A 21987-nucleotide genomic window follows, 5' to 3' on the forward strand; every position below is an offset into this window, starting at 1 on the left:
GACCCAGCAGCTCGGGACGCTGGGTCCCGGATCGGCCTGAGGCCGTCCGGGATGACGGACGTTGGTTACGAGCTCTGCGTCGTGTCCGGCAGCCCCAGGATCCGCTTGCTGACGATGTTCGACTGCACCTCCTGGGAGCCGCCGAAGATCGTCCAGGCCTTGCCCGACAGCCAGCCGCGCACCGCCTCGATCTCCTCGCGGCTGAAGTCGTCGCCGCTCCAGCCCAGGCCCTGGTGGCCCATCACCTCGAGCAGCAGTTCGGCGCGGGTCTGGCCGATCCAGGTGCCCGAGTTCTTCATGATCGACGTGGCGGCCGACGGGTTCACGTTGCCCTTCGACTCCTCCCGCGCCCGCTCGATGGTCAGGGCATGCGCCCGGGCGTCCATCTCGTTCTGGGCGATCCGCATGCGCAGGTCGCTGTCGGCGATCCGGCCCTGCTCGTCGACGCCGACGTACGTCTTGGCGATCGACGAGACCTTGGCCCCGCCGGTCATCCGGCCGCCGCCCTGGCCCGAGCGCTCGTGCTGCAGCAGGCGCTTGCCCACCGTCCAGCCGCCGTTCAGCGGCCCGACCATGTCGTCCTTTTCGGCCCGCGCGTCGGTGAAGAACGTCTCGCAGAACGGCGACGAGCCGGCGATCAGCTTGATTGGCCGGGTCTCGACACCAGGTTGATGCATGTTGATCAGAACAAAGCTGATGCCTTCATGCTTCTTCGACGTGTCGGTTCGAACAAGACAGAAGCACCAGTCAGCGTATTGCGCGCCGCTCGTCCAGATCTTCTGGCCGTTGATCTTCCAGTGATCTCCGGCATCCTCGCACTTTGTTGTCAGGGAGGCCAGATCACTACCTGCGCCGGGCTCTGAATACCCTTGGCACCAGCGGATTTCGCCCCGCACGATCGGCGGAATGTGGCGCTGCTTCTGTTCCTCGGTGCCGTACTCCAGCAGCGTCGGGCCGAACATCGACAGGCCCATGCCCACCATCGGGTTGTAGGCGCCGATGCGGTCCATCTCCTGCTGCAGCACGCGGGCTTCGGCGGGGGACAGGCCGCCCGCGCCGTACTTCTTCGGCCAGGTGGGCGTGCCCCAGCCCTTTTCGGCCATCCGCTGCTTCCACAGCAGGTGGTCGCCCTCGGGCTTGAAGCCCCCCACCATCGCGCGCTCGCCGGCGCGGGGGTCGTCGCGGAGCGACTGGGGATAGTTGGCCTCGAGCCACTCGCGGGCCTCGGCCCGGAAAGCGTCAAGCGCGCTGCCGCCGGAATCGGCCATCGGATCCTCCCTGAAATCTAGACGGCTAAATACCGCTCTTTCTAATCAGGCATATTTCACGACTTCGGATCGGGAAGGCCAAGCACTCTTTTCGAGACGACGTTCAAATTGATCTCGGAACTGCCGCCCTCGATCGAGTTGGCCTTGGACCGCAGCATGCTGCGCACCGCCGCCAGCTCGCCCTCGGCGAAGCCTTCGCCGCTCCAGCCCAGGCCCTGGTGGCCCAGGCCTTCCAGCACCAACTCGTTGCGCTCCTGGGCGATCTTGGCGCCGGCGTACTTGATGGCCGCGGCCAGGTTCGACGGCCCGTTGCCGGCCCGCGCGTCGTCCTGCTGGCGGCGCACCGTCAGCTGGAAGGCGCGGTTCTCCATCAGGTGCTCGGTGATGCGGCGGCGCAGGTCGGGGTCGGCCAGCCGGCCGCTGTCGTCCAGGCCCACGTTCGCCTTGGCCGCCTCGATCACGGTCGGCACGCTCACCGCGCCGCCGATGTTGCCGGCGCCCAGGCTGGCCCCGATCCCGTCGCGCTCGTGCTGCAGCAGCCGCTTGGCGATCGTCCAGCCGCCGTTCAGCGGCCCGAACAGCTGGCTCTTCGGCACCTTCACGTCGGTGAAGAACGTCTCGCAGAACGGCGACGTCCCGTTGATCAGCAGGATCGGCCGAACCTCGACCCCCGGCGCCTTCATGTCGATCAGCAGGAAGCTGATCCCCTCGTGCTTCTTCGAGGTGTCCGTCCGAACAAGGCAATAACACCTATCGGCGTACTGGGCGCCGCTCGTCCAGATCTTGCTTCCGTTGACCAGGAAGTGGTCGCCCTTGTCCTCAGCCCGGGTCTGCAGGCCCGCGAGGTCCGAGCCCGCGCCGGGCTCGGAGTAGCCCTGGCACCACCAGACGTCGCCCGAGACGATCCCCGGGAAGTGCTCGTGCTTCAGCTCCTCGCTGCCGTACTCCAGCAGGGTGGGGCCGAACATCGACACGCCCATGCCGCCGATGGGGTTGCGGGCGCCGATCTTGCCCATCTCCTCGGCCAGCACGCGCGCCTGCTCGCGGGAGAGCCCGCCGCCGCCGTACTTCGCCGGCCACGTCGGCGTGCCCCAGCCCTTGGCGCCCAGCGCGCGGCGCCACTTCAGGGCGTCCTCGCTCTCGGGCCGCGCCTGCAGCTTGGCCAGTTGCGCCGTCGCGTCGTGCGCCAGCGACTTGGGGAAGTTGGCGTCGAGCCAGTCCTTCACCTCGGCCCGGAAACCCTCCAGGTCCTGCCCGCCGAAGTCGGCCATCACGCTAGCTCCTTACTTGGGATCCGGCAGGCCCAGGACCCGCTTGGCGATCACGTTGAGGTTCACTTCCGAGGTCCCGCCCTCGATCGAGTTGGCCTTGGTCCGCAGCCAGCCGCGGGTGGCCACGATCTCCGGCGTCTGGAACCCGTCGCCGTCCCAGCCCAGGCCCTGGTGGCCCAGAGCCTCGATCATCAGCTCGGACCGCTCCTTGGCGAACTCGGCCGCGGCGTACTTGATGATCGACGTCGCCGCCGACGGCCCGTTCCCGGCCCGGCTCTCGGCGGCCGACCGCGCGATCGTGTGGCGCAGGGCGGCGAAGTTCATCTTGTTCTCGGTGATGCGTCGGCGCAGGTCGACGTCTTCGTCGGCGCCGTACGTCTTGGCGATGCTGGCCAGGTCGCCCGAGGCGCCGCCCGCCGACCCGCCCTCGCCGAACCCGGCCGAGATGTTCTGGCGCTCGTACTGCAGCAGCCGCTTGGCGATCTCCCACCCGCCGTTCACCCGCCCGACCAGGTTCTCCTTCGGGATCTTCACGTCCGTGAAGAACGTCTCGCAGAACGGGCTCTCGCCGCTGATCAGCGGAATCGGCCGCGTCTCGACGCCCGGCGACGCCATGTCGATCAGCACGAAGCTGATCCCCTCGTGCTTCTTCGACGTATCGGTCCGCACCAGACAGAAGCACCAGTCCGCCTTATCGGCGTAGCTCGTCCAGATCTTGCTGCCGTTGATCAGCCAGTGGTCGCCCTTGTCCTCGCACCTGGTGGCCAGGCTCGCGAGGTCCGAGCCCGCGCCCGGCTCGGAGTAGCCCTGGCACCAGCGCACCTCGCCATTGACGATGCGGCGCAGGTGGGTCTGCTTCTGCTCTTCGGTGGCGTATTCCAGAAGCACCGGGCCCAGCATCCAGATGCCGAACGCCAGCACCGGCGGCCGGTACTTGCCCGCCGCCATCTCGCGCTCGAGCACGCGCGCCTCGGCGGCCGAGAGCCCGCCCCCGCCGTATTCCCTGGGCCAGGTGGGCGTCGTCCAGCCCTTGGCGGCCATCCGCCGCATCCAGACCGACTGCGGGTCGTCCGACCCTGCAAACGCGCGACCGCCCCAGACCGCTTCCGGGTCGGTCTTGACTTTGGGATCGCGCAGCTCGGCCGGATACATCGCCTCCAACTCGGCCCGCACTCCCTTGGCGAAGGCGTCGAGGTCCGTGGCGCCGAAGTCGGCCATACCGATCTCCCAAAGTCGTGTCGTTAGGCCCCGAGCTTAACGTTCGCCCGCGGCCGGGCAAAGCCAGATTAAACGTCTGTTTGAGCGGACCTGACGATACGTCGCCTATAGAATGGATTCGATGCGACTCCTTCGCCATCCCGCCGTCGCCGCCGCGGCGCCCTGGACTGCAGCCCTGCTGACCCTCGCGGCCGGCGTGCTGCTGCTCGCCTCCGCGGCCACGCCGTCGATCCCCAGCCGCTTCATCCGGCTGATGGAGTTCGAGCCGGCGATCCTGATCGAGATCAGCCACTTCATGTCCAGCGTGCTGGGCCTGGTGCTGGTCATGCTGGCCTTCGGCCTGCGGGCCCGGCTCGACGCCGCCTGGGCCGCCACCCTGGTGACCCTCCTGATCGCCGCCCCGCTCAGCCTGGTGAAGGGCTTCGTCTGGGAGGAGACTGCGCTGCTGTTGGGCCTCGCCCTGGCGCTGGCGCCTTTTCACTACGCCTTCCCGCGCAAGGCGGCGCTGACCCGGATGGAGATCACGCCGGCCTGGCTGTTCTCGGCCGCCGCCTTCGTGGTGGGCGCCGGGATGATCGGCCTATGGTCGTTCCAGAACGCCGACTACGGCGACCTGCCGTGGTGGCAGGTGATGGCCGACGAAGACGCCGCCCGCTCGCTGCGCGCCTGGGGCGGCGCGGCCATCGCGCTCTTCGCCTTCGGCGTGTGGAGACTGCTGGGCTCGGCGGCCACGCCCCCGATCGTCGGCGAGGAAGATCCCGACTTCGACCGCGTCCGGGCGATCCTGGCCAAGGCGGAGGTGGCCCGTCCCACGTCCAATCTGGCGCTGCTGGGCGACAAGCGGTTCCTGTTCTCGAACTCGGGCGAGAGCTTCCTGATGTTCGGCGTGCGCGGCCGCAGCTGGATCGCCCTGGGCTCCACGGTGGGCCGCAAGGACGAACGGCTGGAACTGCTCTGGCGGTTCCGCGAGCTGGCCGACGCTCACGCCGCGCGCCCGGGATTCTACAACCTCGACGCCGACGACCTGCCCGACATCGTCGAACTGGGGTTCGCCATCCAGAAGCTGGGGGAGGGCGCCGTGTCGCCGCTCGACAGCTTCACCATCGAGGGCACCAAGCGGGGCAACCTGCGCCGCGCCTGGCGCCGCGCCGGCGAGGACGGGGCGACGTTCGAGGTAGTCCAGCCCGCCGACATCGCGCCGCTGATGCCGGATCTGCGCCGGATCTCCGACACCTGGCTGGCCAGTCACGCCGGTGGGGAGAAGAGCTTTGCGCTGGGCGGGTTCGCCGACCGCTACATGCAGGAGTTCCCGCTGGCCGTGGTGCGCTGGGAGGGCCGGATCATCGCCTTCGCCAACATCTGGCCGGTGGCCAACCGCGCCGCCTTCTCCATCGACCTGATGCGGTACGTCGCCGAGGGGCCGCCGCGGATCATGGACTTCCTGTTCGTCGAACTCATCAACTGGGGCCGCGCCCAGGGCTATGGCGCCTTCGACTTCGGGATGGCCCCGCTGTCGGGCCTCGACGACCGCCCGCTGGCGCCGGCCCTCAGCCGCGTGGGCCGCCTGATCTTCGACCGGGGCGAGGAGATCTACAACTTCCAGGGCGTGCGCCACTACAAGTCCAAGTACGACCCCACCTGGCAGCCGCGCTTCGTGGCCGCCCCACGCAAGTGGGCGATCCCGCGCCTCATGGCCGACGCCGGGCTGCTCTCGTCGGGCGGCGTGGCGGGTCTCGCCAAGCGCCCCAAGAAGAACGACGAGTAGTCGCTATCGCCCCGGCGGCACGATCCCCGCCATCCGCTCGGCGCTGGCCACGCAGAGGATCGCGGCCGTGGCGCACAGCACCATGATCGGCCGCCACGGGATCATCCGGGGACCCTTCATCGGGTTGGGCGGACGGGCGCCCCGCCAGCCTGCGAATCCGGCCACGGCGAAGAGCCCGAGGGCGATGGCGAAAAGCGTGCCGGCGGTCATGGCCGAGCCCTATGCTCAAACGCCTGGGTGAGGGAAGGCCATTCGACGTCCCAGGCCCGATCCGGACGCCACGCCGAAGGGCCGGGCCGAAGCCGGGCGAGCCATCCACAGGAACCGACGCCGCACACCATATGTAGCGTTAGGGTTTCGTTTACACCCCAGGAATCGGTCTCTAGCCTCAAGGTTGCACGGAGCTAGCGATTCGGATGAGCGCGGGGGCGCCCTGGAGCGTCAAGGGGATTGACCCGAAGGCCCGCGAGGTCGCGAAGGACCTTGCCCGGCGCTCGGGCATGACTCTGGGTGAGTGGCTCAACCGCGTCATCCTCGAAGACGACGTTCCCGAAGAGATCACCGCCGAAACCCAGTTCGCCGACCGCGCCTTCCGCGCCGAGGCCCCGCGCCTGCGGGCCATCTCGCCGCCGTCGCCGCCCACGGTTCCGGATCTCGCGCGCATCGCGGCCGCCCTCGATCGGCTGACCGCCCGGATCGAGGCCTCCGAGACCCGCACCGGCCTGGCCATCAATGGCGTCGAGCATTCGGTTCGCCAGGCGCTGGCCCGCATCGAGACCACCGAGCGCGAACAGAACGCCGCCGCCGCCCGGCTCGAGAGCCTGCTCGCCGAGACTCAGGCCGAGGTCGGCCACCAAAGTGAGCGCCTGAGCCGCTTCGAGGCCGACCCCGCCGGGCCGCGCTCGATCGAGGCGATGCGCATGCTGGACTCGCGGCTGGCCGACGGCGAGCCCGAGCATCTGGTGCAGACGGTGCTGGAGCGGCTGGGCGACCGGCTGGCCATGGCCGAGGCCCGCACCGCCGCGGCGCTCGAGGATCTGAAGGGCTCGCTCGCGGGTCTCGACCGCCGCGTCGGCGCTGTCGAGCGCGGCGGCGGGCAGGCGATCGATCAGCGCTTCGAGACGCTGGCGCACACCCTGACCCAGCGCGTGGACGCCGTCCGCGCCGAGGTGGCCGACGCGCTGGCCTCGGCCACCGGCGGCGCGGTCGAAGCGCGCTTCGCCGCCCTGGCCCAGCAGGTCCAGGTCGCCGAGCGCCGCTCGACCCAGGCGGTCGAGGACATCGGCCGCCAGGTTCTGGCCATGGCCGAGGCCGTCGGCCGCAAGCTGACCGACGTCGACAACCGCAGCGCCGAGGCGATCGACCAGGTCGGAACCGAGGTTGCGCGCATCGCCGGCGCCGTCGAACTGCGCCTGGCCCGCGCCGAACAGACCCAGGCCGAGAGCTTCGAGAAGCTCTCCGCGGAGTTCGCCAGGGTGAGCGACTCGCTGGCCGCCCGTCCCTCCGCCGACGTCCAGCCGGCCCTGGAACCCGAGGCGACCCTGGAACCCCAGCCGGCCTGGGCGCCCGAGCCGGCCGCCGCGGTCGAGATGTTCACGGCGCCGTCGGTCCTGGGCCCGCCGCCCGAGCCGGAACCCGAGGCCGCGCTGAGCAGCCTGTCCGATCTGGTCGCCGCCCTGGGCCCGCCGCCGGAGCCCGAGCCCGAGATCCCCACCGTCGCCTTCGGCGCCGAACTGTTCTCGCGCGCCGAGCCGGTGCAGGACGACGAGGTCGAGGTCATCGACCCGCCGTGGCGCCGCCTCGACCTGGACGTTCCTGACGCCGAGCCGCCGGAGGCCTTCGCGCCGCTGGCCGACGACGACCTGTTCGAGGCCGAGCCGCCCGAGCCCACGCCGCAGCTCTCTACCCGCGAGGTCATCGACCGCGCCCGCGCGGCCGCCCGCGCCGCTCAGGAGGCCGCCCGCCAGGCCGAGACCATCGACCCCACCGCCGCCAAGGTCCGCGCCGCCGAGGTTCGCGCCCAGCTGGGCGCCCGCGCCACCGGGCGGCTCTTCCAGGGCTTCAACATGAAGCCCCGGCGTGCGCCGAACTCGGCTCTGCAGACCGCGCTGATGGTTGCGGGCGGGGCGGCGTTCCTCAGCGTCGGCGCCGCCGGCCTCACCCTGATGCAGTCGCCCGGCGCGCCCCAGGCTCCTGAGGCGCCGCAGGTGGCGGCCGCGCCGCCGCTGCCCGAGAATCCGCGCGCCGCGATGGTGCTGGGCCCGGGCCTGGTCACCGACAGCACGACCGCCACGCCCTCCGGCCCGGTGTTCGCCGAGGTCCGGGCCGACATCGAAGCCGGGATGCCGGGCGCGCTCGCCAAGCTGAAAGCCCTGGCTGACGGCGGCCACACCCAGGCTCAGATCTACCTCGCCCAGCTCTACGACAGCGGGGAAGCGGGCCTGCCCCGAGACCCGGTCGAGGCCCGCCGCCTCACGACGCTCGCCGCCGAGCAGGGCGACGTGAAGGCGATGCACAATCTGGGCGTCTACCTGTTCCGGGGCGAGGGCGGGACGCAGGATCTGCCCGGCGCCGCCAAGTGGTTCCGCAAGGCCGCGGCGGCCGGCGTCGTGGAGAGCCAATTCAATCTCGGGCTCCTCTACCAGTCCGGCAGCGGCGTGGCCCGCGACGACAGCCAGGCCCGCTACTGGTTCCGGCTGGCCGCCGCCCGAGGCGACGCCGAGGCCCGCAAGGCGCTGGATCAGCTGAAGCCCGCGCCCGCCGCGCCGGCCGCCGCGCGCGCTCCGGCGGCCGCGCCGCGGCCGGCCGCTTCGCTCAACGTGCGCCAGACCCAACTCGTGCTCGCGCGCCAGGGCTACTACGACGGCCCGGCCGACGGCCTGCCCAGCGACGCCTACCGGATCGCCCTGGCGGCGTATCAGCGCGACCTGGGACAGCATTGACGCTGCCCCTCGCGCCATCCTAGGGCGCTGACGGTGGACATCTACCTTCCCATCGCCGAGGTCGCGGTCAACGCCCCGCTCATCGTGGCGCTGGGCGCGCTGGTGGGCTTCATCTCGGGGATGTTCGGCATCGGCGGCGGGTTCCTGATGACCCCGATGCTGGTGTTCCTGGGGATTCCGGCGCCGGTCGCGGTCTCCTCGATGGCCAACCATGTGGCCGCCTCGTCCATGTCCAGCGTCATCGCCTACAGCCGACGGCGCGCCGTCGACCTGCGGATGGGCGCGGTGCTGGCGGCGGGCGGCGTCGTGGGCTCTATCGTCGGCGTCGAGCTGTTCCGCTGGCTGCGCCTGCTGGGCCAGGCCGATCTGGTCGTCTCGATCTCGTATCTGCTGTTCCTGGGCGTCATCGGCGGGCTGATGCTGCGTGAAAGCGTGGGGGCGATCCTGCGCCGCCGGCGGGGCGACCCGGCGCCGCCGCGCCGCGACCGCCGGCCTGTCTGGCTCTACGGCCTGCCGCTCAAGATGCGGTTCCCCCGCTCGCGGCTCTACATCAGCGTGATCCCGCCGCTCGCCCTGGGCGCCTTCGTCGGCATCCTGTCGGCGATCATGGGCGTGGGCGGCGGCTTCATCCTGGTGCCGGCCATGGTCTACATCCTGCGCATGCCCGCCGGCATGGTGGTGGGCACCAGCCTCCTGCAGATCATCGTCACCTCGTCGCTCACTGGGGTTCTCCAGGCCGGCCGCAACCAGACCGTCGACATCGTCCTGGCCCTCCTGCTGATCGTGGGCGGCATCGTCGGCGCCCAGTTCGGCGCCCGCGCCTCGTCACGCTTCCGGGCGGAGGAGCTGCGCGCCGTCCTGGCCCTCATCGTGCTGGCCGTGGGCCTGCGGATGGGCCTGGGCCTGTTCTTCGCCCCGGAAGAGCCCTTTGTCCTCCTGTCGGGAATGGGTGGCTGATGGAGATCGACGTTCCCCCGCCCGCCGTCCCCCCGCCGGCCGTCGCGCAGGCGGCGATCTCGGCGGCGCTGACCACCACCAACGTCCAGGTGAAGTCCGACTTCCGCGGCGCGCGGATCGTGCTCTACGGCGCGGTGTTCGACACGGGGACGCGGCCGTCCGACGTGGTCGTGCTGGTCCGCGGCCCCGATCAGCCGGTGCGCCTCACGCGCAAGCAGCGCGTGGCCGGCGTGTGGCTCAACAGCCGCCCGGTGGTGTTCCGCGGCGCGCCTGGCTTCTACCGCGCCGCCTCAAACCGGCCGCTGGAAGACATCGCCAACTTCGGCGTCCTGCGCCGCCTGGGCGCGGGCCTCGATCACCTGACCATCAACGCCCCCGAAGAACAGCGCGTCGACACCCGCTATGGCGTGCGCGACATGGTCGTCAGCCGCCTGGGGGCCGACTACTACGACTGGCGCCGCGCCGTGGTCCGCCTGAAGACCAACGCCGGCCTCTACCACGAGGATGGCCGGGGCGTTCAGTTCGTCGATCGGGGCCTCTTCCGGGCCGAGATCGCGCTGCCCACGGGCGCGCCGACGGGCGTCTACAAGGCCGACATCCTGCTCTTCCAGGACGGCAAGCCGGTCTCGCGGCGCTCGCGCACGCTGACCGTCGAAAAGGTCGGCATCGAACGGGCTCTTTACGTCTGGGCCCATTCAAGGCCATGGTCCTATGGTCTGGCAGCCATGGCGTTCGCGCTGGCGGCCGGTTGGGCGGCCTCGGCGGCATTCCGGAGAGACTGATTGCTCATGGATGACGTGCGGCCCGCCTCCAGGGCGGAGTCCCCTTCCGTAGCGCTTTGGGCCATCGCGCTGCTCGCGCTGTCGCCCTTCCCGATCACGTCGCTGCTCTACAGCTACGGGCCCCCTCAGCTTGCGGGCGCGTCGCTGACCAGCCTCCTGGCCTGGTCCACCGCGGTGCTCTCGTTCCTGGGCGGCGTGCGATGGGGCCTCGAAACGCGCGAGCCAAAGCCGCGCTGGATGCGCCAGGCGTTCTCGGCGCTGTGCGCGGTGGCGGCCTGGGTGATCCTGCTGGCGCGCGGCTCGGCCTCCGACGCTTGGGTCATCGGCGGCTTCATGGCCGCCTTCCTCGTCCAATGGCTGTTCGACCACCAGACCCCCGACACCCCCTCACGCTATCCGGTGCTGTCCACCGCAGTCACCGCCGCCGCCTGCGTCTCGCTGGCCCTGGCGCTCGAAAAGGCGATGAGCGCTTAGGGCTGCACGTGCTGCGCGCCGACGCTGCGCTGAATTTCGACAACTCTCTCCTTAGCGTCGTGACACGGCGCTACGCCTCATGATCACGGGTTCGTGATCGGAGATGGTCCATGCACAGGATGCTATTGGGACTGATGTTTGCGGCGTTCGCGCTGGCGGGGTGCACGAAGGCGGAGGAGGCTGCGGCCGAAGCCGTCGGTCGCGTCGGCGCCAAGGGGCGCTTCGTGGGCGTGGGCATCTATTCTCCTGGGCGCATGTGGAACCAGCTGTCGCGGCCCACGCCGGCGTCCCCGGCCGACCCGGCCGCCGCGACGCTCAAGGACGACGACCATGTCATCGTCGTGATCGACACGGCCACCGGCAAGCTTCGCCAGTGCGGCAATCTCAGCGGCCACTGCCTGACGTCCAACCCCTGGGCGAAGTCGACGTCGAGCCAGGCCGCGCCGGCGGCGGTTCTGAAGCATCTGGATCAGTTGCTGACGGAGGATAAGGCCGAGATGGAGGCCGAGTTGAAGGCCGCTCAGAAATAGACCGACAGCGCCGCCGACAGGCCCGGCCGGGTCCAGGTCACGTGCGGTCGGGCGCGGGGCGTCTGCGCCGTCCAGTTCAGCTGCGCCTCGGCGCGACCGATGCAGCCGCGCCACGCCCAGGGTCACGTCCACCCGCTCATCGTCTTTCGGGCCGCCGCCCAGGGGCGCCTGCACGCCCACGTGCCCGGCCAGCCGCCACCCGTCGGCCGGCCGTACGGCCCCGTTCAGCTCGATGTAGGCCGTTTCCACGCCCTTGCGGGGATAGTCCGCCGCCAGTGACACGCGACCCGAGAGGTCGCCCTGCGAGAGCCCGACGTAGGCCTCGGTGTACTCCGTGGAGTAGCGGCGGTCGTAGCGGGGGGCCATGTCCACCCGGCTGACGCCCACGTCCCAGCCCTGGCCGCCCGGCAGCCGGCCCGCGACGCCGGCATAGGCCTGGTACCCCAGCACGCGCGGTCCAAGCGCCGCCGGATCGTGGACCACCACGGTCCCGCCGGCGTAGGCGCCGCTCGGGTGGTCATAGGCGAAGCTGCCGCTCACGGCGCCGCGGCGGTCGGTGAGCGAGACGCCCCGCAGGCGGTAGTCGGTCGCCACGGTCAGCCCGCCGCTCAGCTGCGCCTGCGCCCGGGACGCAGCCGGGATCGCGAACGCCAGGACCGCGAACGCCAGACGGCTCGCCGCCGCCGGCCTCACCGGACGGATCGCGCCGCGAGCGGCGCGGGGGGCGCACACGCGCGCAGGGTGGCGCAGGCGTCGATGGCGCCGCCGCGTCCGCTGACCAGCCGCAGGGGCGCGCCACGCGGGCTGCGTTCCTTCGCCAGCGCCAGGAGGCCGCTGACGTGCGCGGCCGCATACGAGCTGCCGTTCACCATCCCGAACTTGCCGCCCGGCTGGGTGGTGGGGATGTCGCGGCCGGGCGCGGCGTAGGCGGCTGCGGGTCCGCCCTCGCTGGCCACCGACACGACGCCGCGATGCGACGCCGGAAAGCCGCCGCCGGGCAGCGTCGGGTCCTCGGCGCCGACCACCAGGACGCCGCGCGCCGTCGCCGCGTCGATCAGCCGGCCCAGCAGCACGTTCGGCGGTCCGCCCAGGCTCAGGTTGATCACCTGCGCGCCCCGGTCGACGGCGAAATGCAGCGCGTTGGCCAGGGCCAGCGTGTCGCACACGGTGTCGTCCGCGCCGCGTTGCCAGCAGGCCCGGAGCGCCATCACGCGCGCGCCGGGCGCGACGCCCGCCATGCCCAACTGGTTGTCGGCGACAGCGGCGATGACGCCCGCCACTGCGGTGCCGTGCAGCTCCGCGCTCGCCGGCCGGCCGGTCACGAAGTCCTGTCGCACCACCACTTGGCCGGCCAGGTCGGGGTGCCCCGCATCCACGGCGCTGTCGATCACGGCCACGCGCACGTCGCGCCCGGTGGCCACGCCGCGCAGCTCGGCCAGCCGCCAGGCGCTGGCGGCCGGCTGCAGGCGGAAGAGGGGATCGTTGGGCGGCGGTCGCGCCGCGGCCAGCGCGCGGTATTCCTGCATCGGCTCGGCCCAGGCCACCGCCCGGTCACGCGCCAGGTCCGCCGCCACCGCGGCCGCCGACTTGCCCGCAGGAACCTGCATGACGAAGCAGTCCACGCCCACCAGCGGCATGGGCCAGTCGGTCACCATTCTCAGGCCGTGCTCGCGCGCCAGCCGTCCGGCGATCCGCTGCCGCGCCGCCCGGCTCGGGCCGTCGCCATAGCCGCCGGCATAGGCCCGGTCCGAGAAGTGCGCCGCCGGCAGCCGCAGCAGCACCAGCACCTGGCCCTGGGCCTCGTTCGTCGCCTCGGCGGGCTCGGCCGCTTGCGCCCACGCGCCGCCCGCCGTCGCCAGCCAGGCCGCCGCCGCCAGGGCCGTCAGAGCGCGCCAGGCCCTCATCAGTGCGTCTCGATCGGTTCGGCCAGCACCACCCGGTCCTCCGCCCGCAGCACCTTCAGCACGGCGGCCTTCCGGGCTTCGGCGACGTGCAGCACATAGCCGCCCGCGGCCGTCGGCCCATCGACGATCCGCGCCTCGCCGGCCTTCAGCACCGCGCGCAGCTGCCGTTCGGTCGTGTCGGGATGGAAGACCACCACCACGTTCCCGCTCGCATCCGCCGCCGCGGCGGCGCCCAGGGCAGCATACGCCGGCGCCGGGGCCTGCGTCTGCGTCTGCGGCAGCCAAGAGACGCCGGCCACGATCGCAAACGTCGCCGCCAGGCCCCAGCCCAGCCAGGTCGCCCGCCCGCCGCCGTTCCTTGCCGGCGGGGCGTCGTCGTTGGCCTCGAGGCGGCCCCGCATCTGCGCCCAGCCCCGCTCGACGTCGATCGGCAGCCGCGCCACCTCGGAGGTCAGCCGCCTCTCGAAGGCGACCTCGGCCTGGCACTCGGCGCAGTCCGCCAGGTGCGCCTCGACCCGCGCCGTCTCTTCGGCGGAGAGCTGCCCGGTCACGAACCAGGGCAGCAGTTCGGAGAGTTCGTCGTGCTCTGCGCTCATCTCACCAGCCGTCCGCCGCCAGCCGTCCGGCCAGCATGCCCTTCAAGTGCTTGCGCGCATGCATCATGCGCGTCTTCACCGTGCCGACCGGACAGTCCAGGATCTCGGCGATCTCGCTGTAGCCGGCCTCATGGAAGTAGGTCAGGTCCACCACCGCCCGGTGCTCGGCCGACAGCCGCCCCATCGCGGCGGCCAGGATTTCCTGGGTCTGGCGCTGGCTCAGCTCCTGCTCGGGGCCGACGTCCCCGCTGGGCCGCAGTTCGGCCCAGGGGTCCTCCACCGGCTCGTCCAGCCGCGAGCGGGCCTTCAGCGCCACCCGGTAGGCGATGGCGAAGATCCAGGTCGAGACCTTGCTGGTCCCGTTGTAGCTCTCGGGCTTGCGCCACACGACCATCAGCGCGTCGTTCAGCGCCTCCTCCACCGCCTGCGGCTTGCGAAGGATGTTGGAGATGAACCGCGTCAGCCGCGGGTGGTAGATCCGGTACAGCTGCTCGAAGGCCCGCAGGTCCCGCGTGGCCGCGATCCGGGCGATCAGGCGCGCCTCGTCCAGCGCGAACGGCGCAACCGTCCCGCTCTCTGTCCGGCTCGTCTGACCACCCCCGCGCAGCATGGGTCCCCTCTGAAATTCCCCCATCTATGCCGCCCGCGCGGCCATCGGTTCAAAGCCCGGAGAATTTTTTCCGACCGTGAACCGCAAGCCGTCGGGACGGGATGAACGCCGCATAGGCCACCCGCTGGTGGCGCCGCGACCATTCACCCGTTCTGAGGAGCATTCCAGATGCGTAGAGTTCTGTTGGCCGCGGGCGCCGCCCTGGCCCTGGCCGCCCCGGCCCACGCGGCGACCACAACCGACGCCATGGGCGACTTCCTGCCCACCTATGCGGGGCCCCACGACGCCGACCTGAATGTGATCAGCTTCAATGTCTCATTCGACACGGCCGCCGACGCGTTCCGGCTGACCGCCGCTATGGCCGGCGACATCGATCCCAAGCGGCCCGGGCTCTACGCCATCGGGGTCAATACCGGCACGGGCGCGATCCGTCCGTTCGCCGCCATCGGCGCGCCGGACGTGATCTTCAACCAGGTGATCGTCGTCCAGAAGACCGGCGCGGCCGCGGTGGGCGGCAATGCGCTCACGGTCGCCGTGTTCGGCAACATCCTGACCGTGATGGTGCCCCTGGCCCGGTTGCCGTCGACCGGCTTCGCGGCTCGCGAGTACGGCTTCAACATCTGGCCCCGCAACGGCGTGGGAAACAACAATCAGATCAGCGACTTCGCCCCCAACAACACCACCCTGTCGGCCGCCGTTCCCGAACCCGCGAGCTGGGCGCTGATGATCGCCGGCTTCGGCCTCGCCGGCGGGCTCCTGCGCCGTCGCTCCCTTCCGGCGTCCCTGTCTCTCTAGCCGCCCATATTCGTCCGGCCTTGGTGCGCGCTGCGGTCACCCTCCCGCGGCGTCGGTCGGGCGGAAAGGGGCCGTGTCTCCCAACCCCAGGGGTCGGTCGTCCACGACGCCCGGCCTTGCATATCCCCAGAGGGCGACACGGCCCCGCTTCGCTACCGGTCGTCGGCCATGGCGAACAGCTCACGCGTGCGCTGGCGATAGATGTCGGCGACGGCCCGGCGCGAGACCTGCGCCGCGTCCTCGCGCACGGCCAGCCAGTCTTCCTGGTCCCGCTGCAACGCCTCGGGCGGCACGCCGGCCGCCATGGCCGCGGAATAGGCGCGCTTCATCCGCTGGTCCGCCTGCGCCAGCCATCGGTCGCTGCAGACCATCTCGTAGGCCGGCGTGGGCGCGTCGGCGCACGCGTCGAACCGGCTCGTCTCAGGGGCGGTGCGCACCCCCGCCGCCTGCGCGGAAGCCGCGGCGCTGGGCGTCTCGCGCGGCAGGGCCGCTTCCGGCGGCGGCGACGGGATCACCATCCGCGCCGGCGGCGCGCCCTCAGCGGCAGCGTTCATCTGCGGCGGCGGCAGCACCTCCAGGCGCTCGGCGGCCGGGGCGAGCGGGGCGGGCGAGGGGGGCTCGGCGATCACCACCTGCAAGGGCGACGGCGCGGGCGCTTCGACCTCAGGCGGCTGCGCCGGCGCGGGAGGTCGCCCAGGATATCCAAGGGTGGCCCAGCCCACCCCTGCCGCGAGCAGGGCGACGACGGCGCAACCGGCCACCAGCGGCGACCGCCAAAGACGCGGCTCGGGCGGCGCCTCGGCGCGTCGCCACGCCGGCGTGTCCGACCAGCCGGCCTTTACAGGCGTTTCGTCCGCGACGTCGTCCCGCGGCGTGTCGTCGGCATAGCTGTGGAATCCCCCCAGCGGGCGCGCATCGTCGCCTGACGCCATCTCTTAGTCCTCGCGAGCGGTCCCTCGGATGCTTAATCGTCGGGAGAGCGTCGCGGTTGCGGATGGCCTCGCCGAACGCGTCGGAGCGGCCTCCCGCCAGGACGGGCGTTCGCTAAACGGGCTGCGACTTCGTCGGCGACACGCGACCGTCATCCAGGTCGTAGCGCGCGGCGACGATCTTCAACGACCCCGCCAGGACCCGCTTGCGCAGGGGCGGCGAGCCCGCGAAGACTTCGGCCGCGGCGTGCGCGGCGTTCAGCGACACCGCCGCATCCAGCGGATCGGCGGCGCCCGTCGGCACCGCGCGCACGGCCGGCGCGATCAGGGCGGCCAGCGCGCCGATGCGCGTGTCCTTGTCGTCGGGGGATCCGCGGCCCGCCAGGGCCTCGGCGGTGGCCTTGACCGCCCCGCAACGCTCGTGGCCCAGGGCCATGATCAGGGTCGCGCCCAGGTGGATCACGGCGTACTCGATCGAGGCCAGGGTCGCGTCATCGACCACATTGCCGGCCACGCGCACGACGAACAGGTCGCCCAGGCCCTGGTCGAAGATCAGCTCGGGCGCGACCCGGCTGTCGGCGCAGGCCAGGATCACCGCGAACGGATGCTGTCCGGTGGCCACCTCGATCCGGCGCACGGCGTTCGCATGCGGGTGCGCCGACAGTCCTGCGCAGTAGCGGGCGTTGCCGCTCATGAGACGGGTCATCGCCTCTTCGGGCGGGACCGAAGGCGCGGCGTCGTGGGCCGCGGCCGCGTGCGGCTCGGCGGCCGGGGCAGCGGCCGCGGGCTTCTTCGCGACCGGCTTGCGCTTGGGACGCGGCTTGGGCGCCCCCTCGGCGTGCTCGACGCCGCCCTCGGCCAGGGCATAGGCCGGCACGGCGACCAGGCCTGCGCCCAGCGCCAGGATCAGCTTGCGGCGATGAAGGTCGGTCATGTCACGATCCCAGTGATGAAATTTCGCCGGGATCAGGCCTGAAAAACCCTAAGATGAGGTGACGCTGTTATGCGGCGACCTGCGACATCTAGTCCGCCTTGTTCGCGGCGATGCCGTTCAGCTGCCAGCCCACTTCCTTGGCCAGCACCTCGAAGAAGGCCGGCTCGTAGGCCTGCTCGGGATCGGCCCGGACCAGGGCGTCCATCTTGTACGCGTCGTCGCCCACCAGGATCCGCCAGCGCTCGGCCTTCACCCCGTCCAGGATGATCTTCGAGGCCTCGGCCGCGGTGGTGGGGGCGTTCTCCAGGAACCGCCGCGCCTGCTCGTCGGCCATCGCCTGGATCGCCGCGTCGGGGACCTGGCTCGTGTCGACGCCCATCTTGGCCATTCGGGCCCGTGCGCGGGCGATCTCGTCGGCGGCCAGGGTGCTGTCGTCGGTCCCGCGCAGCACCTTTCGCGAGTTGCCCGCGATCATCGTCCCGATGTGCCCCGGCATCACCACCGAGCACTTGATGTGCGGCGCGTTCAGCCGCAGGTCCGTGACCAGCGCCTCGGTGAAGCCCTTCACTGCGAACTTCGCCGCCGCATAGGCCGTGTGCGAGACGCTGGGGCCCAGGCTGGCCCAGAAGCCGTTCACCGAGCTGGTGTTCACGATGTGCGCCTCATCGGCGTTCAGCATCATCGGCAGGAAGGTGCGCACCCCATAGTAGACACCGCCCCAGCAGACGTTGAACGTCCGCTCCCACTCGCCTCGGTCGTCGGTCACGATCGACCCGCCGCCGCCGATGCCGGCGTTGTTGAACAGCAGGTGCAGCTTCTCGGTGTCGTGCAGCTTGGCCGCCTCGTCGCGGAAGCGGATCAGCGCCTGCTCGTCCGACACGTCGGCGATGTGGGCCGTGATCCTGGCGCCCTGCGGGATCCCGTCGGCCTGACATAGCGCGATGGTCTCCTGCATCGCGCGGTCCGACACGTCGCACATGGCCACGCTGCAGCCCTCGGCGATCAGCTGGCGCGCCAGCTCCCGGCCCATGCCCGTGCCGCCGCCCGTGACCACCGCGAACTTGCCCGCGAAATCCTTCATGACGCTCTTCCCTGTCCTTCGTTGGGGCGACGATAGCGCCGGGCGACGGCGACGTAATCCGTCACCCGACGTCAACGGCCCCGTTCAGCGCCCGACGAGCATCGTCCTCGAGACGGCGTCCCGGCGGACGGCCGCCTCGGTGAAGCGCAGGTCGTCCCAGCCCTTCTGCGAATAGAGGCGCGTCTGGTCGGCCGCGTGCGGCGAGTCCGGGTTGCTGGATTGGGAGTACGACAGCACGCCCTGGCTGACCGGACCCCTGGGCGTGAACTCGACGGTCATGATCCAGCTCGAGCCGTGGCGGATCTTGGTCCAGCCCTTTTCGGCCACCAGGTTCACCGGCGTGATCACGTTGAAGATGCCCTCCGGACCCGGGCCGCCGTGGATTGGGATGCGCTCGCCATTCGCCCGCGGCTCGGTCTGCACGGCGCGCAGCGGCGCATCCATCGGGATGTTCAGCGCGCGGAGTTGCGCCACCGCGTCCACCAGGGCCTTCAGCACCCGCGGGTCGTCCACGTCCAGGGTGTGCGGGGTGTTCACCGGATCCTTCGGATCGAACGGGACCTTGAAGCGCAGGCCGCCCTTCTCGGCGAACAGGCGGAAGACGTGCGCGCCCCGGCTGTCCAGGTCGAGCTTGAGATCCCAGCCCGCGAGCGCGGCGCAGGCGTCGGCCAGCTCCGGGTTCGCGCCCGCCGCGGCGCGCCGGCACAGGCCCACGAGGGAGTCACGGGTCAGCTCGGCGCCCAGGTTGCGGTTGTTGAACAGGACGCCCTGCACGGTCTTCAGGTCGAACTTCGGCGCGCCCAGGCCATCGACGCCGGCCACGCGATCCTCGATGAGCTTGAGCGACAGGCGGGTCCGCAGCGAGCGCTCGGTCCGTTCCTCGCCGAAGATGCGTCCGAAGCCCTCCAGCGGCTGCTTCGGATTGGTGAGCCAGTAGCTGTCGTTCGAGTTCGAGGTGAAGTCGTCTCGGAAGATCTGCGGCAGCGCCTGCGGCGGGTAGATCCCCGCCGTCGCCGCCTTGGGGTCGCTGTCCCAGTCGCAGGCCGCCTTCGACCCGTCCAGGATCGGGATGCGCAGCGTCTTCCAGGATGTCCGCGCCGTCTCCGAGATCGCGCAGGCCTCGGCCTTGGCGTCGGTCACGAAGGGCAGGGGCCCGATATCGCCGTAGAAGGCCTTGCCCTTCGCGTCCACCGCGGTCGTGTTGAAGCCCGCGGCCTGGAAGCGGCTGAGCGCCGCCTGCAGTTCGTAGACGCTCCTGGCGCGCCACATGACCATGTACTGATCCAGCCCCCGCAGGTCGACGGGCGCATCGCGCAGCGCGAAGGCCCGTTCCTTGGTCCAGGGGTTGGTGGGCGTCTCCACCACAGGGCCGAAGCGGGTCGAATAGGCCGTCCGCGTGACCGGCTTCAGCCCCTCGGGCGTCTTCACCTGTATGGTCACGTCCATGCGCTGCATGGGGACCGCCTGGCCCTCGAAGAGGTAGGCCGTCGGGTCCTTCGGATCGAGCGTGAGCTCGAACAGGCCGAACCGGCGCGCGGTCGAGACGGTGTGGGTCCACGCCACCTGAGCGTTGTGGCCGATGCCGATGGACGGGCTGTTCTGGAGCCCCGCGCCCACGAAGTTGAGCTTGCCCGGGATGATGAAGTGCATCCGCACGAAGCGGTTGATGCCGTCCCACGGATAGTGCGGATTGCCCAGCAGGACGCCGCGGCCCGACTTCGTCACCTCGCGGCCCAGCGCATAGGCGTTGCTGCCCTGGCCCTCGGGAACGGGCGAGCGCGGGGCGGGGCCCTGCGGCGCCGCCAGGTCGGGAACGCCGGGCGGGGCGGCGCCCGCCACGCCGGCCATCAGGGTCGGCTGCTGCCCGGCCATCACGGTGAGCCAGTAGTCGGTCTCGTCGAAGGGGCGGATCCAGGCCGCGCCACGGCAGCGGGTGTCCGGAATCTTGTCGGCGCCCACATCGGCCACATAGCGATTGAAGCCGGCCATGAAGCCCCTGGCCAGGCTCCGCGCATCGGCCGACGGCCTGTGGCCGCCCGGGACGTCGCCCGCCAGCAGTTTCTCCAGCCGTCCCGACTGGATCAGGCCCCGGTGATAGATGTCGCTGACGACGTTCGCGTCCTTGTCGCCGGGACCCAGATAGCGCGCGCGTTCGCCGCGCACCGTCATGATCCGTTCGGCGAAGTCGCAATAGTTGTCCTGGGCCGCCGCATAGCCGGCGCCGTAGCCCAGGCCGCCATAGTCGCGGGCCACCACATGTGGCGCGCCGTAGGCGGTCCGGAACACTTCGGCGCGGTAAGGCGTCTCCGCCGCCGCGGCCCCGCCCGCCGCCCCGCCCGCAACTCCAGCCAGCCACGCCGCCAGCATCGTCAGTGCAGCACGCTTCATCGCTTCCCCCGTCCGATCTGTCCGACCGGTTGCGCTCAGGCTAGGCCCGCGGCGGCGCGGTTGGAAGCCGCAGTACATCCGGGCGCGTGTCGGATCGGCGAGGCTGCGCTTCCCGCCAAGGCGGCGCCATCCGCGAGTTCGCCGCGGGCCTCTGCAGATTCGCAGAAGAGTGAGAACGAACCCGCGCCTTCCCCCTGGTCAAACGTTCCTGATCGGCGTTCACTGTCGGGAATCTCGGGAGGAACTCTTCGATGGCCGACGGACACGTGGCGCAGATCACGAAGGAACAGGCGAAGGCCGAGGCCTGGTCGCTGCCGATCGAGAAGCTGAATCCGGCCCAGCCCGAGCTGTTCCAGGCCGACGCCATGTGGCCGATCTTCGAGCGCCTGCGGAAGGAGGACCCGGTCCACTACACCGAGGAGCACGAGTTCGGGCCCTATTGGTCGATCACCAAGTACAACGACATCATGGCGATCGACACCGACCACAATCGGTTCTCGTCCGACTTCATGAAGGGCGGCATCACCATCGCCGGCGGCCAGGCCAACATGGACCCGCTGCCGATGTTCATCGCCATGGACCCGCCCAAGCACGACATCCAGCGCAAGGTGGTCTCGCCCGGCGTGGCGCCGCCGGCCCTCCACGCCATGGCCCCACAGATCCGCGAGCGCGCCGCCGCCATCCTGGACGGCCTGCCCATCGGCGAGGAGTTCGACTGGGTCGACCTCGTGTCGAAGGAACTCACGGCCATGACCCTGGCCACCCTGTTCGACGCGCCCCAGGCCGACCGCCGCAAGATCACCTACTGGTCCGACGTGGTCACCGCCGCGCCGATGCCCGGCGGCATCGTGGAATCCCTCGAGCAGAAGATGGCGATCTTCGGCGAGTACCACGCCTACTTCACCGGCCTCTGGAACCAGAAGGTCAATGCGCCCCCGGCCGGCGACCTGATCTCGATGCTGGCTCACAACCCGGCCACCCGGAACATGGAGCCGCGCGAGTACTTCGGGAACGTCGTGCTGCTGACGGTGGGCGGCAACGACACCACCCGCAACACCATCTCGGGCTCGATCCTGGCGCTGAACCAGAACCCCGACCAGTACAAGAAGCTGCGCGAGAACCCCGAGTTGATCTCCTCGATGGTCTCGGAAACCATCCGCTGGCAGACCCCGCTCGCCCACATGCGCCGCACCGCCACCGAGGACGTCGAGTTCCAGGGCAAGACCATCCGCAAGGGCGACAAGGTCGTCATGTGGTACGTCTCGGGCAACCGCGACGAGACGGTGATCGACAACCCCAACGCCTACATCATCGACCGCGAACGCCCCCGCCAGCACATCTCGTTCGGCTTCGGCATCCACCGCTGCGTCGGCAACCGCCTGGCCGAGCTCCAGCTCCAGATCATCTGGGAAGAGATCCTCAAGCGCTTCCCGGAAGTCGTCGTCACCGCCGAACCCAAGCGCTCGCTCTCCACCTTCGTGAAGGGCTACGAAACCCTCCCGGTGATCATCCCCAAGCGGAACTAGACGCGCCGCCGGCGCGG

The 21987-nt window shown here is 70.9% G+C and carries 19 protein-coding genes; 7 read left to right on the forward strand and 12 right to left on the reverse strand.

Annotated elements, in window-relative coordinates; genetic code table 11:
* Positions 1-65: 65 nt before the first annotated feature.
* The 3 genes from ACQ66R_RS18010 to ACQ66R_RS18020 are packed head-to-tail and all read right to left on the reverse strand — an operon-like array spanning position 66 to position 3757.
* Positions 66-1268, reverse strand: a complete 1203-nt coding sequence (locus tag ACQ66R_RS18010; RefSeq protein WP_430424116.1) for an acyl-CoA dehydrogenase family protein — start codon at positions 1266-1268, stop codon at positions 66-68.
* A gap of 56 nt (positions 1269-1324) precedes the next feature.
* Positions 1325-2539, reverse strand: coding sequence for an acyl-CoA dehydrogenase family protein (locus ACQ66R_RS18015; protein WP_430424118.1), 1215 nt, complete (start codon positions 2537-2539; stop codon positions 1325-1327).
* Between the two features lie 12 nt (positions 2540-2551).
* On the reverse strand, positions 2552-3757 hold the full coding sequence (locus ACQ66R_RS18020; protein ID WP_430424120.1) for an acyl-CoA dehydrogenase family protein: 1206 nt from the start codon (positions 3755-3757) through the stop codon (positions 2552-2554).
* A gap of 121 nt (positions 3758-3878) precedes the next feature.
* Here ACQ66R_RS18020 and ACQ66R_RS18025 point away from each other — a divergent pair, with 121 nt between their 5' ends.
* A complete protein-coding gene (locus tag ACQ66R_RS18025) occupies positions 3879-5522 on the forward strand; it encodes a phosphatidylglycerol lysyltransferase domain-containing protein (protein ID WP_430424122.1) in 1644 nt (547 codons plus the stop codon).
* A gap of 3 nt (positions 5523-5525) precedes the next feature.
* On the opposite strand, the gene ACQ66R_RS18030 is transcribed toward ACQ66R_RS18025, so the two are convergent.
* Positions 5526-5732 carry a hypothetical protein gene (locus tag ACQ66R_RS18030; RefSeq protein ID WP_430424124.1) on the reverse strand — a complete coding sequence of 69 codons (207 nt, stop codon included), beginning with the start codon at positions 5730-5732 and terminating at the stop codon, positions 5526-5528.
* Positions 5733-5938: 206 nt separating this feature from the next.
* Here ACQ66R_RS18030 and ACQ66R_RS18035 point away from each other — a divergent pair, with 206 nt between their 5' ends.
* The 4 genes from ACQ66R_RS18035 to ACQ66R_RS18050 are packed head-to-tail and all read left to right on the forward strand — an operon-like array spanning position 5939 to position 10677.
* On the forward strand, positions 5939-8464 hold the full coding sequence (locus tag ACQ66R_RS18035; RefSeq protein ID WP_430424126.1) for a hypothetical protein: 2526 nt from the start codon (positions 5939-5941) through the stop codon (positions 8462-8464).
* Positions 8465-8497: 33 nt separating this feature from the next.
* Positions 8498-9421, forward strand: a complete 924-nt coding sequence (locus tag ACQ66R_RS18040) for a sulfite exporter TauE/SafE family protein (RefSeq protein ID WP_430424128.1) — start codon at positions 8498-8500, stop codon at positions 9419-9421.
* Positions 9421-10203, forward strand: coding sequence for a TIGR02186 family protein (locus ACQ66R_RS18045; RefSeq protein ID WP_430424129.1), 783 nt, complete (start codon positions 9421-9423; stop codon positions 10201-10203). The genes ACQ66R_RS18040 and ACQ66R_RS18045 overlap by 1 nt, the downstream gene beginning before the upstream one ends.
* 6 nt (positions 10204-10209) lie before the next feature.
* Positions 10210-10677, forward strand: coding sequence for a DUF3429 domain-containing protein (locus ACQ66R_RS18050; RefSeq protein WP_430424130.1), 468 nt, complete (start codon positions 10210-10212; stop codon positions 10675-10677).
* 122 nt (positions 10678-10799) lie between these two features.
* Here ACQ66R_RS18050 and ACQ66R_RS18055 read toward each other — a convergent pair whose 3' ends face one another.
* Genes ACQ66R_RS18055 through ACQ66R_RS18070 form a run of 4 tightly spaced genes read right to left on the reverse strand, consistent with a single transcriptional unit; the run spans position 10800 to position 14317 of the window.
* Complete coding sequence (locus tag ACQ66R_RS18055) at positions 10800-11900, reverse strand: TorF family putative porin (RefSeq protein ID WP_430424132.1); 1101 nt, start codon at positions 11898-11900, stop codon at positions 10800-10802.
* Positions 11897-13111, reverse strand: coding sequence for a S8 family peptidase (locus tag ACQ66R_RS18060; RefSeq protein ID WP_430424134.1), 1215 nt, complete (start codon positions 13109-13111; stop codon positions 11897-11899). Before ACQ66R_RS18060 ends, ACQ66R_RS18055 begins: the two co-directional genes overlap by 4 nt.
* Positions 13111-13707: a zf-HC2 domain-containing protein gene (locus ACQ66R_RS18065; RefSeq protein ID WP_430424136.1), complete on the reverse strand. Its 597-nt coding sequence runs from the start codon at positions 13705-13707 to the stop codon at positions 13111-13113. Before ACQ66R_RS18065 ends, ACQ66R_RS18060 begins: the two co-directional genes overlap by 1 nt.
* Before the next feature lies 1 nt (position 13708).
* On the reverse strand, positions 13709-14317 hold the full coding sequence (locus tag ACQ66R_RS18070; RefSeq protein WP_430424138.1) for an RNA polymerase sigma factor: 609 nt from the start codon (positions 14315-14317) through the stop codon (positions 13709-13711).
* Positions 14318-14485: 168 nt separating this feature from the next.
* On the opposite strand from ACQ66R_RS18070, the gene ACQ66R_RS18075 reads away from it, so the two are divergent.
* Positions 14486-15112 (forward strand): PEPxxWA-CTERM sorting domain-containing protein, encoded by a 627-nt coding sequence (locus ACQ66R_RS18075; RefSeq protein WP_430424140.1) that lies wholly within the window; start codon positions 14486-14488, stop codon positions 15110-15112.
* A 152-nt stretch (positions 15113-15264) separates the two neighbouring features.
* Here the strand turns inward: ACQ66R_RS18075 and ACQ66R_RS18080 are convergent, their stop codons facing one another.
* The 4 genes from ACQ66R_RS18080 to ACQ66R_RS18095 all read right to left on the reverse strand — a co-directional run bounded on the left by ACQ66R_RS18080 (position 15265) and on the right by ACQ66R_RS18095 (position 20444).
* On the reverse strand, positions 15265-16044 hold the full coding sequence (locus ACQ66R_RS18080; RefSeq protein ID WP_430424142.1) for a hypothetical protein: 780 nt from the start codon (positions 16042-16044) through the stop codon (positions 15265-15267).
* A gap of 112 nt (positions 16045-16156) precedes the next feature.
* Positions 16157-16975, reverse strand: coding sequence for a carbonic anhydrase (locus ACQ66R_RS18085; protein ID WP_430424143.1), 819 nt, complete (start codon positions 16973-16975; stop codon positions 16157-16159).
* An 88-nt stretch (positions 16976-17063) separates the two neighbouring features.
* Entirely contained in the window at positions 17064-18056 is a 993-nt protein-coding gene (locus ACQ66R_RS18090) for an SDR family NAD(P)-dependent oxidoreductase (protein WP_430424145.1), read from the reverse strand.
* Positions 18057-18140: 84 nt separating this feature from the next.
* A complete protein-coding gene (locus tag ACQ66R_RS18095; protein WP_430424147.1) occupies positions 18141-20444 on the reverse strand; it encodes a penicillin acylase family protein in 2304 nt (767 codons plus the stop codon).
* Positions 20445-20695: 251 nt separating this feature from the next.
* Here ACQ66R_RS18095 and ACQ66R_RS18100 point away from each other — a divergent pair, with 251 nt between their 5' ends.
* Positions 20696-21970, forward strand: a complete 1275-nt coding sequence (locus ACQ66R_RS18100) for a cytochrome P450 (protein WP_430424149.1) — start codon at positions 20696-20698, stop codon at positions 21968-21970.
* The last annotated feature ends 17 nt before the right edge of the window (positions 21971-21987 follow it).

Origin of the sequence: Phenylobacterium sp., from assembly GCF_965284355.1 — a bacterium.
Taxonomy (GTDB): Bacteria; Pseudomonadota; Alphaproteobacteria; order Caulobacterales; family Caulobacteraceae; genus Phenylobacterium.

Excerpts from the sequence above, each read along its gene's own strand:
- ACQ66R_RS18010 (WP_430424116.1), bottom strand. The coding sequence starts at position 1,268 with ATGGCCGATTCCGGCGGCAGCGCGCTTGACGCTTTCCGGGCCGAGGCC.
- ACQ66R_RS18095 (WP_430424147.1), bottom strand. The coding sequence starts at position 20,444 with ATGAAGCGTGCTGCACTGACGATGCTGGCGGCGTGGCTGGCTGGAGTT.
- ACQ66R_RS18015 (WP_430424118.1), bottom strand. The coding sequence starts at position 2,539 with ATGGCCGACTTCGGCGGGCAGGACCTGGAGGGTTTCCGGGCCGAGGTG.
- ACQ66R_RS18045 (WP_430424129.1), top strand. The coding sequence starts at position 9,421 with ATGGAGATCGACGTTCCCCCGCCCGCCGTCCCCCCGCCGGCCGTCGCG.
- ACQ66R_RS18020 (WP_430424120.1), bottom strand. The coding sequence starts at position 3,757 with ATGGCCGACTTCGGCGCCACGGACCTCGACGCCTTCGCCAAGGGAGTG.
- ACQ66R_RS18035 (WP_430424126.1), top strand. The coding sequence starts at position 5,939 with ATGAGCGCGGGGGCGCCCTGGAGCGTCAAGGGGATTGACCCGAAGGCC.
- ACQ66R_RS18060 (WP_430424134.1), bottom strand. The coding sequence starts at position 13,111 with ATGAGGGCCTGGCGCGCTCTGACGGCCCTGGCGGCGGCGGCCTGGCTG.
- ACQ66R_RS18075 (WP_430424140.1), top strand. The coding sequence starts at position 14,486 with ATGCGTAGAGTTCTGTTGGCCGCGGGCGCCGCCCTGGCCCTGGCCGCC.
- ACQ66R_RS18085 (WP_430424143.1), bottom strand. The coding sequence starts at position 16,975 with ATGACCGACCTTCATCGCCGCAAGCTGATCCTGGCGCTGGGCGCAGGC.
- ACQ66R_RS18090 (WP_430424145.1), bottom strand. The coding sequence starts at position 18,056 with ATGAAGGATTTCGCGGGCAAGTTCGCGGTGGTCACGGGCGGCGGCACG.
- ACQ66R_RS18030 (WP_430424124.1), bottom strand. The coding sequence starts at position 5,732 with ATGACCGCCGGCACGCTTTTCGCCATCGCCCTCGGGCTCTTCGCCGTG.
- ACQ66R_RS18025 (WP_430424122.1), top strand. The coding sequence starts at position 3,879 with ATGCGACTCCTTCGCCATCCCGCCGTCGCCGCCGCGGCGCCCTGGACT.
- ACQ66R_RS18080 (WP_430424142.1), bottom strand. The coding sequence starts at position 16,044 with ATGGCGTCAGGCGACGATGCGCGCCCGCTGGGGGGATTCCACAGCTAT.
- ACQ66R_RS18070 (WP_430424138.1), bottom strand. The coding sequence starts at position 14,317 with ATGCTGCGCGGGGGTGGTCAGACGAGCCGGACAGAGAGCGGGACGGTT.
- ACQ66R_RS18065 (WP_430424136.1), bottom strand. The coding sequence starts at position 13,707 with ATGAGCGCAGAGCACGACGAACTCTCCGAACTGCTGCCCTGGTTCGTG.
- ACQ66R_RS18100 (WP_430424149.1), top strand. The coding sequence starts at position 20,696 with ATGGCCGACGGACACGTGGCGCAGATCACGAAGGAACAGGCGAAGGCC.
- ACQ66R_RS18050 (WP_430424130.1), top strand. The coding sequence starts at position 10,210 with ATGGATGACGTGCGGCCCGCCTCCAGGGCGGAGTCCCCTTCCGTAGCG.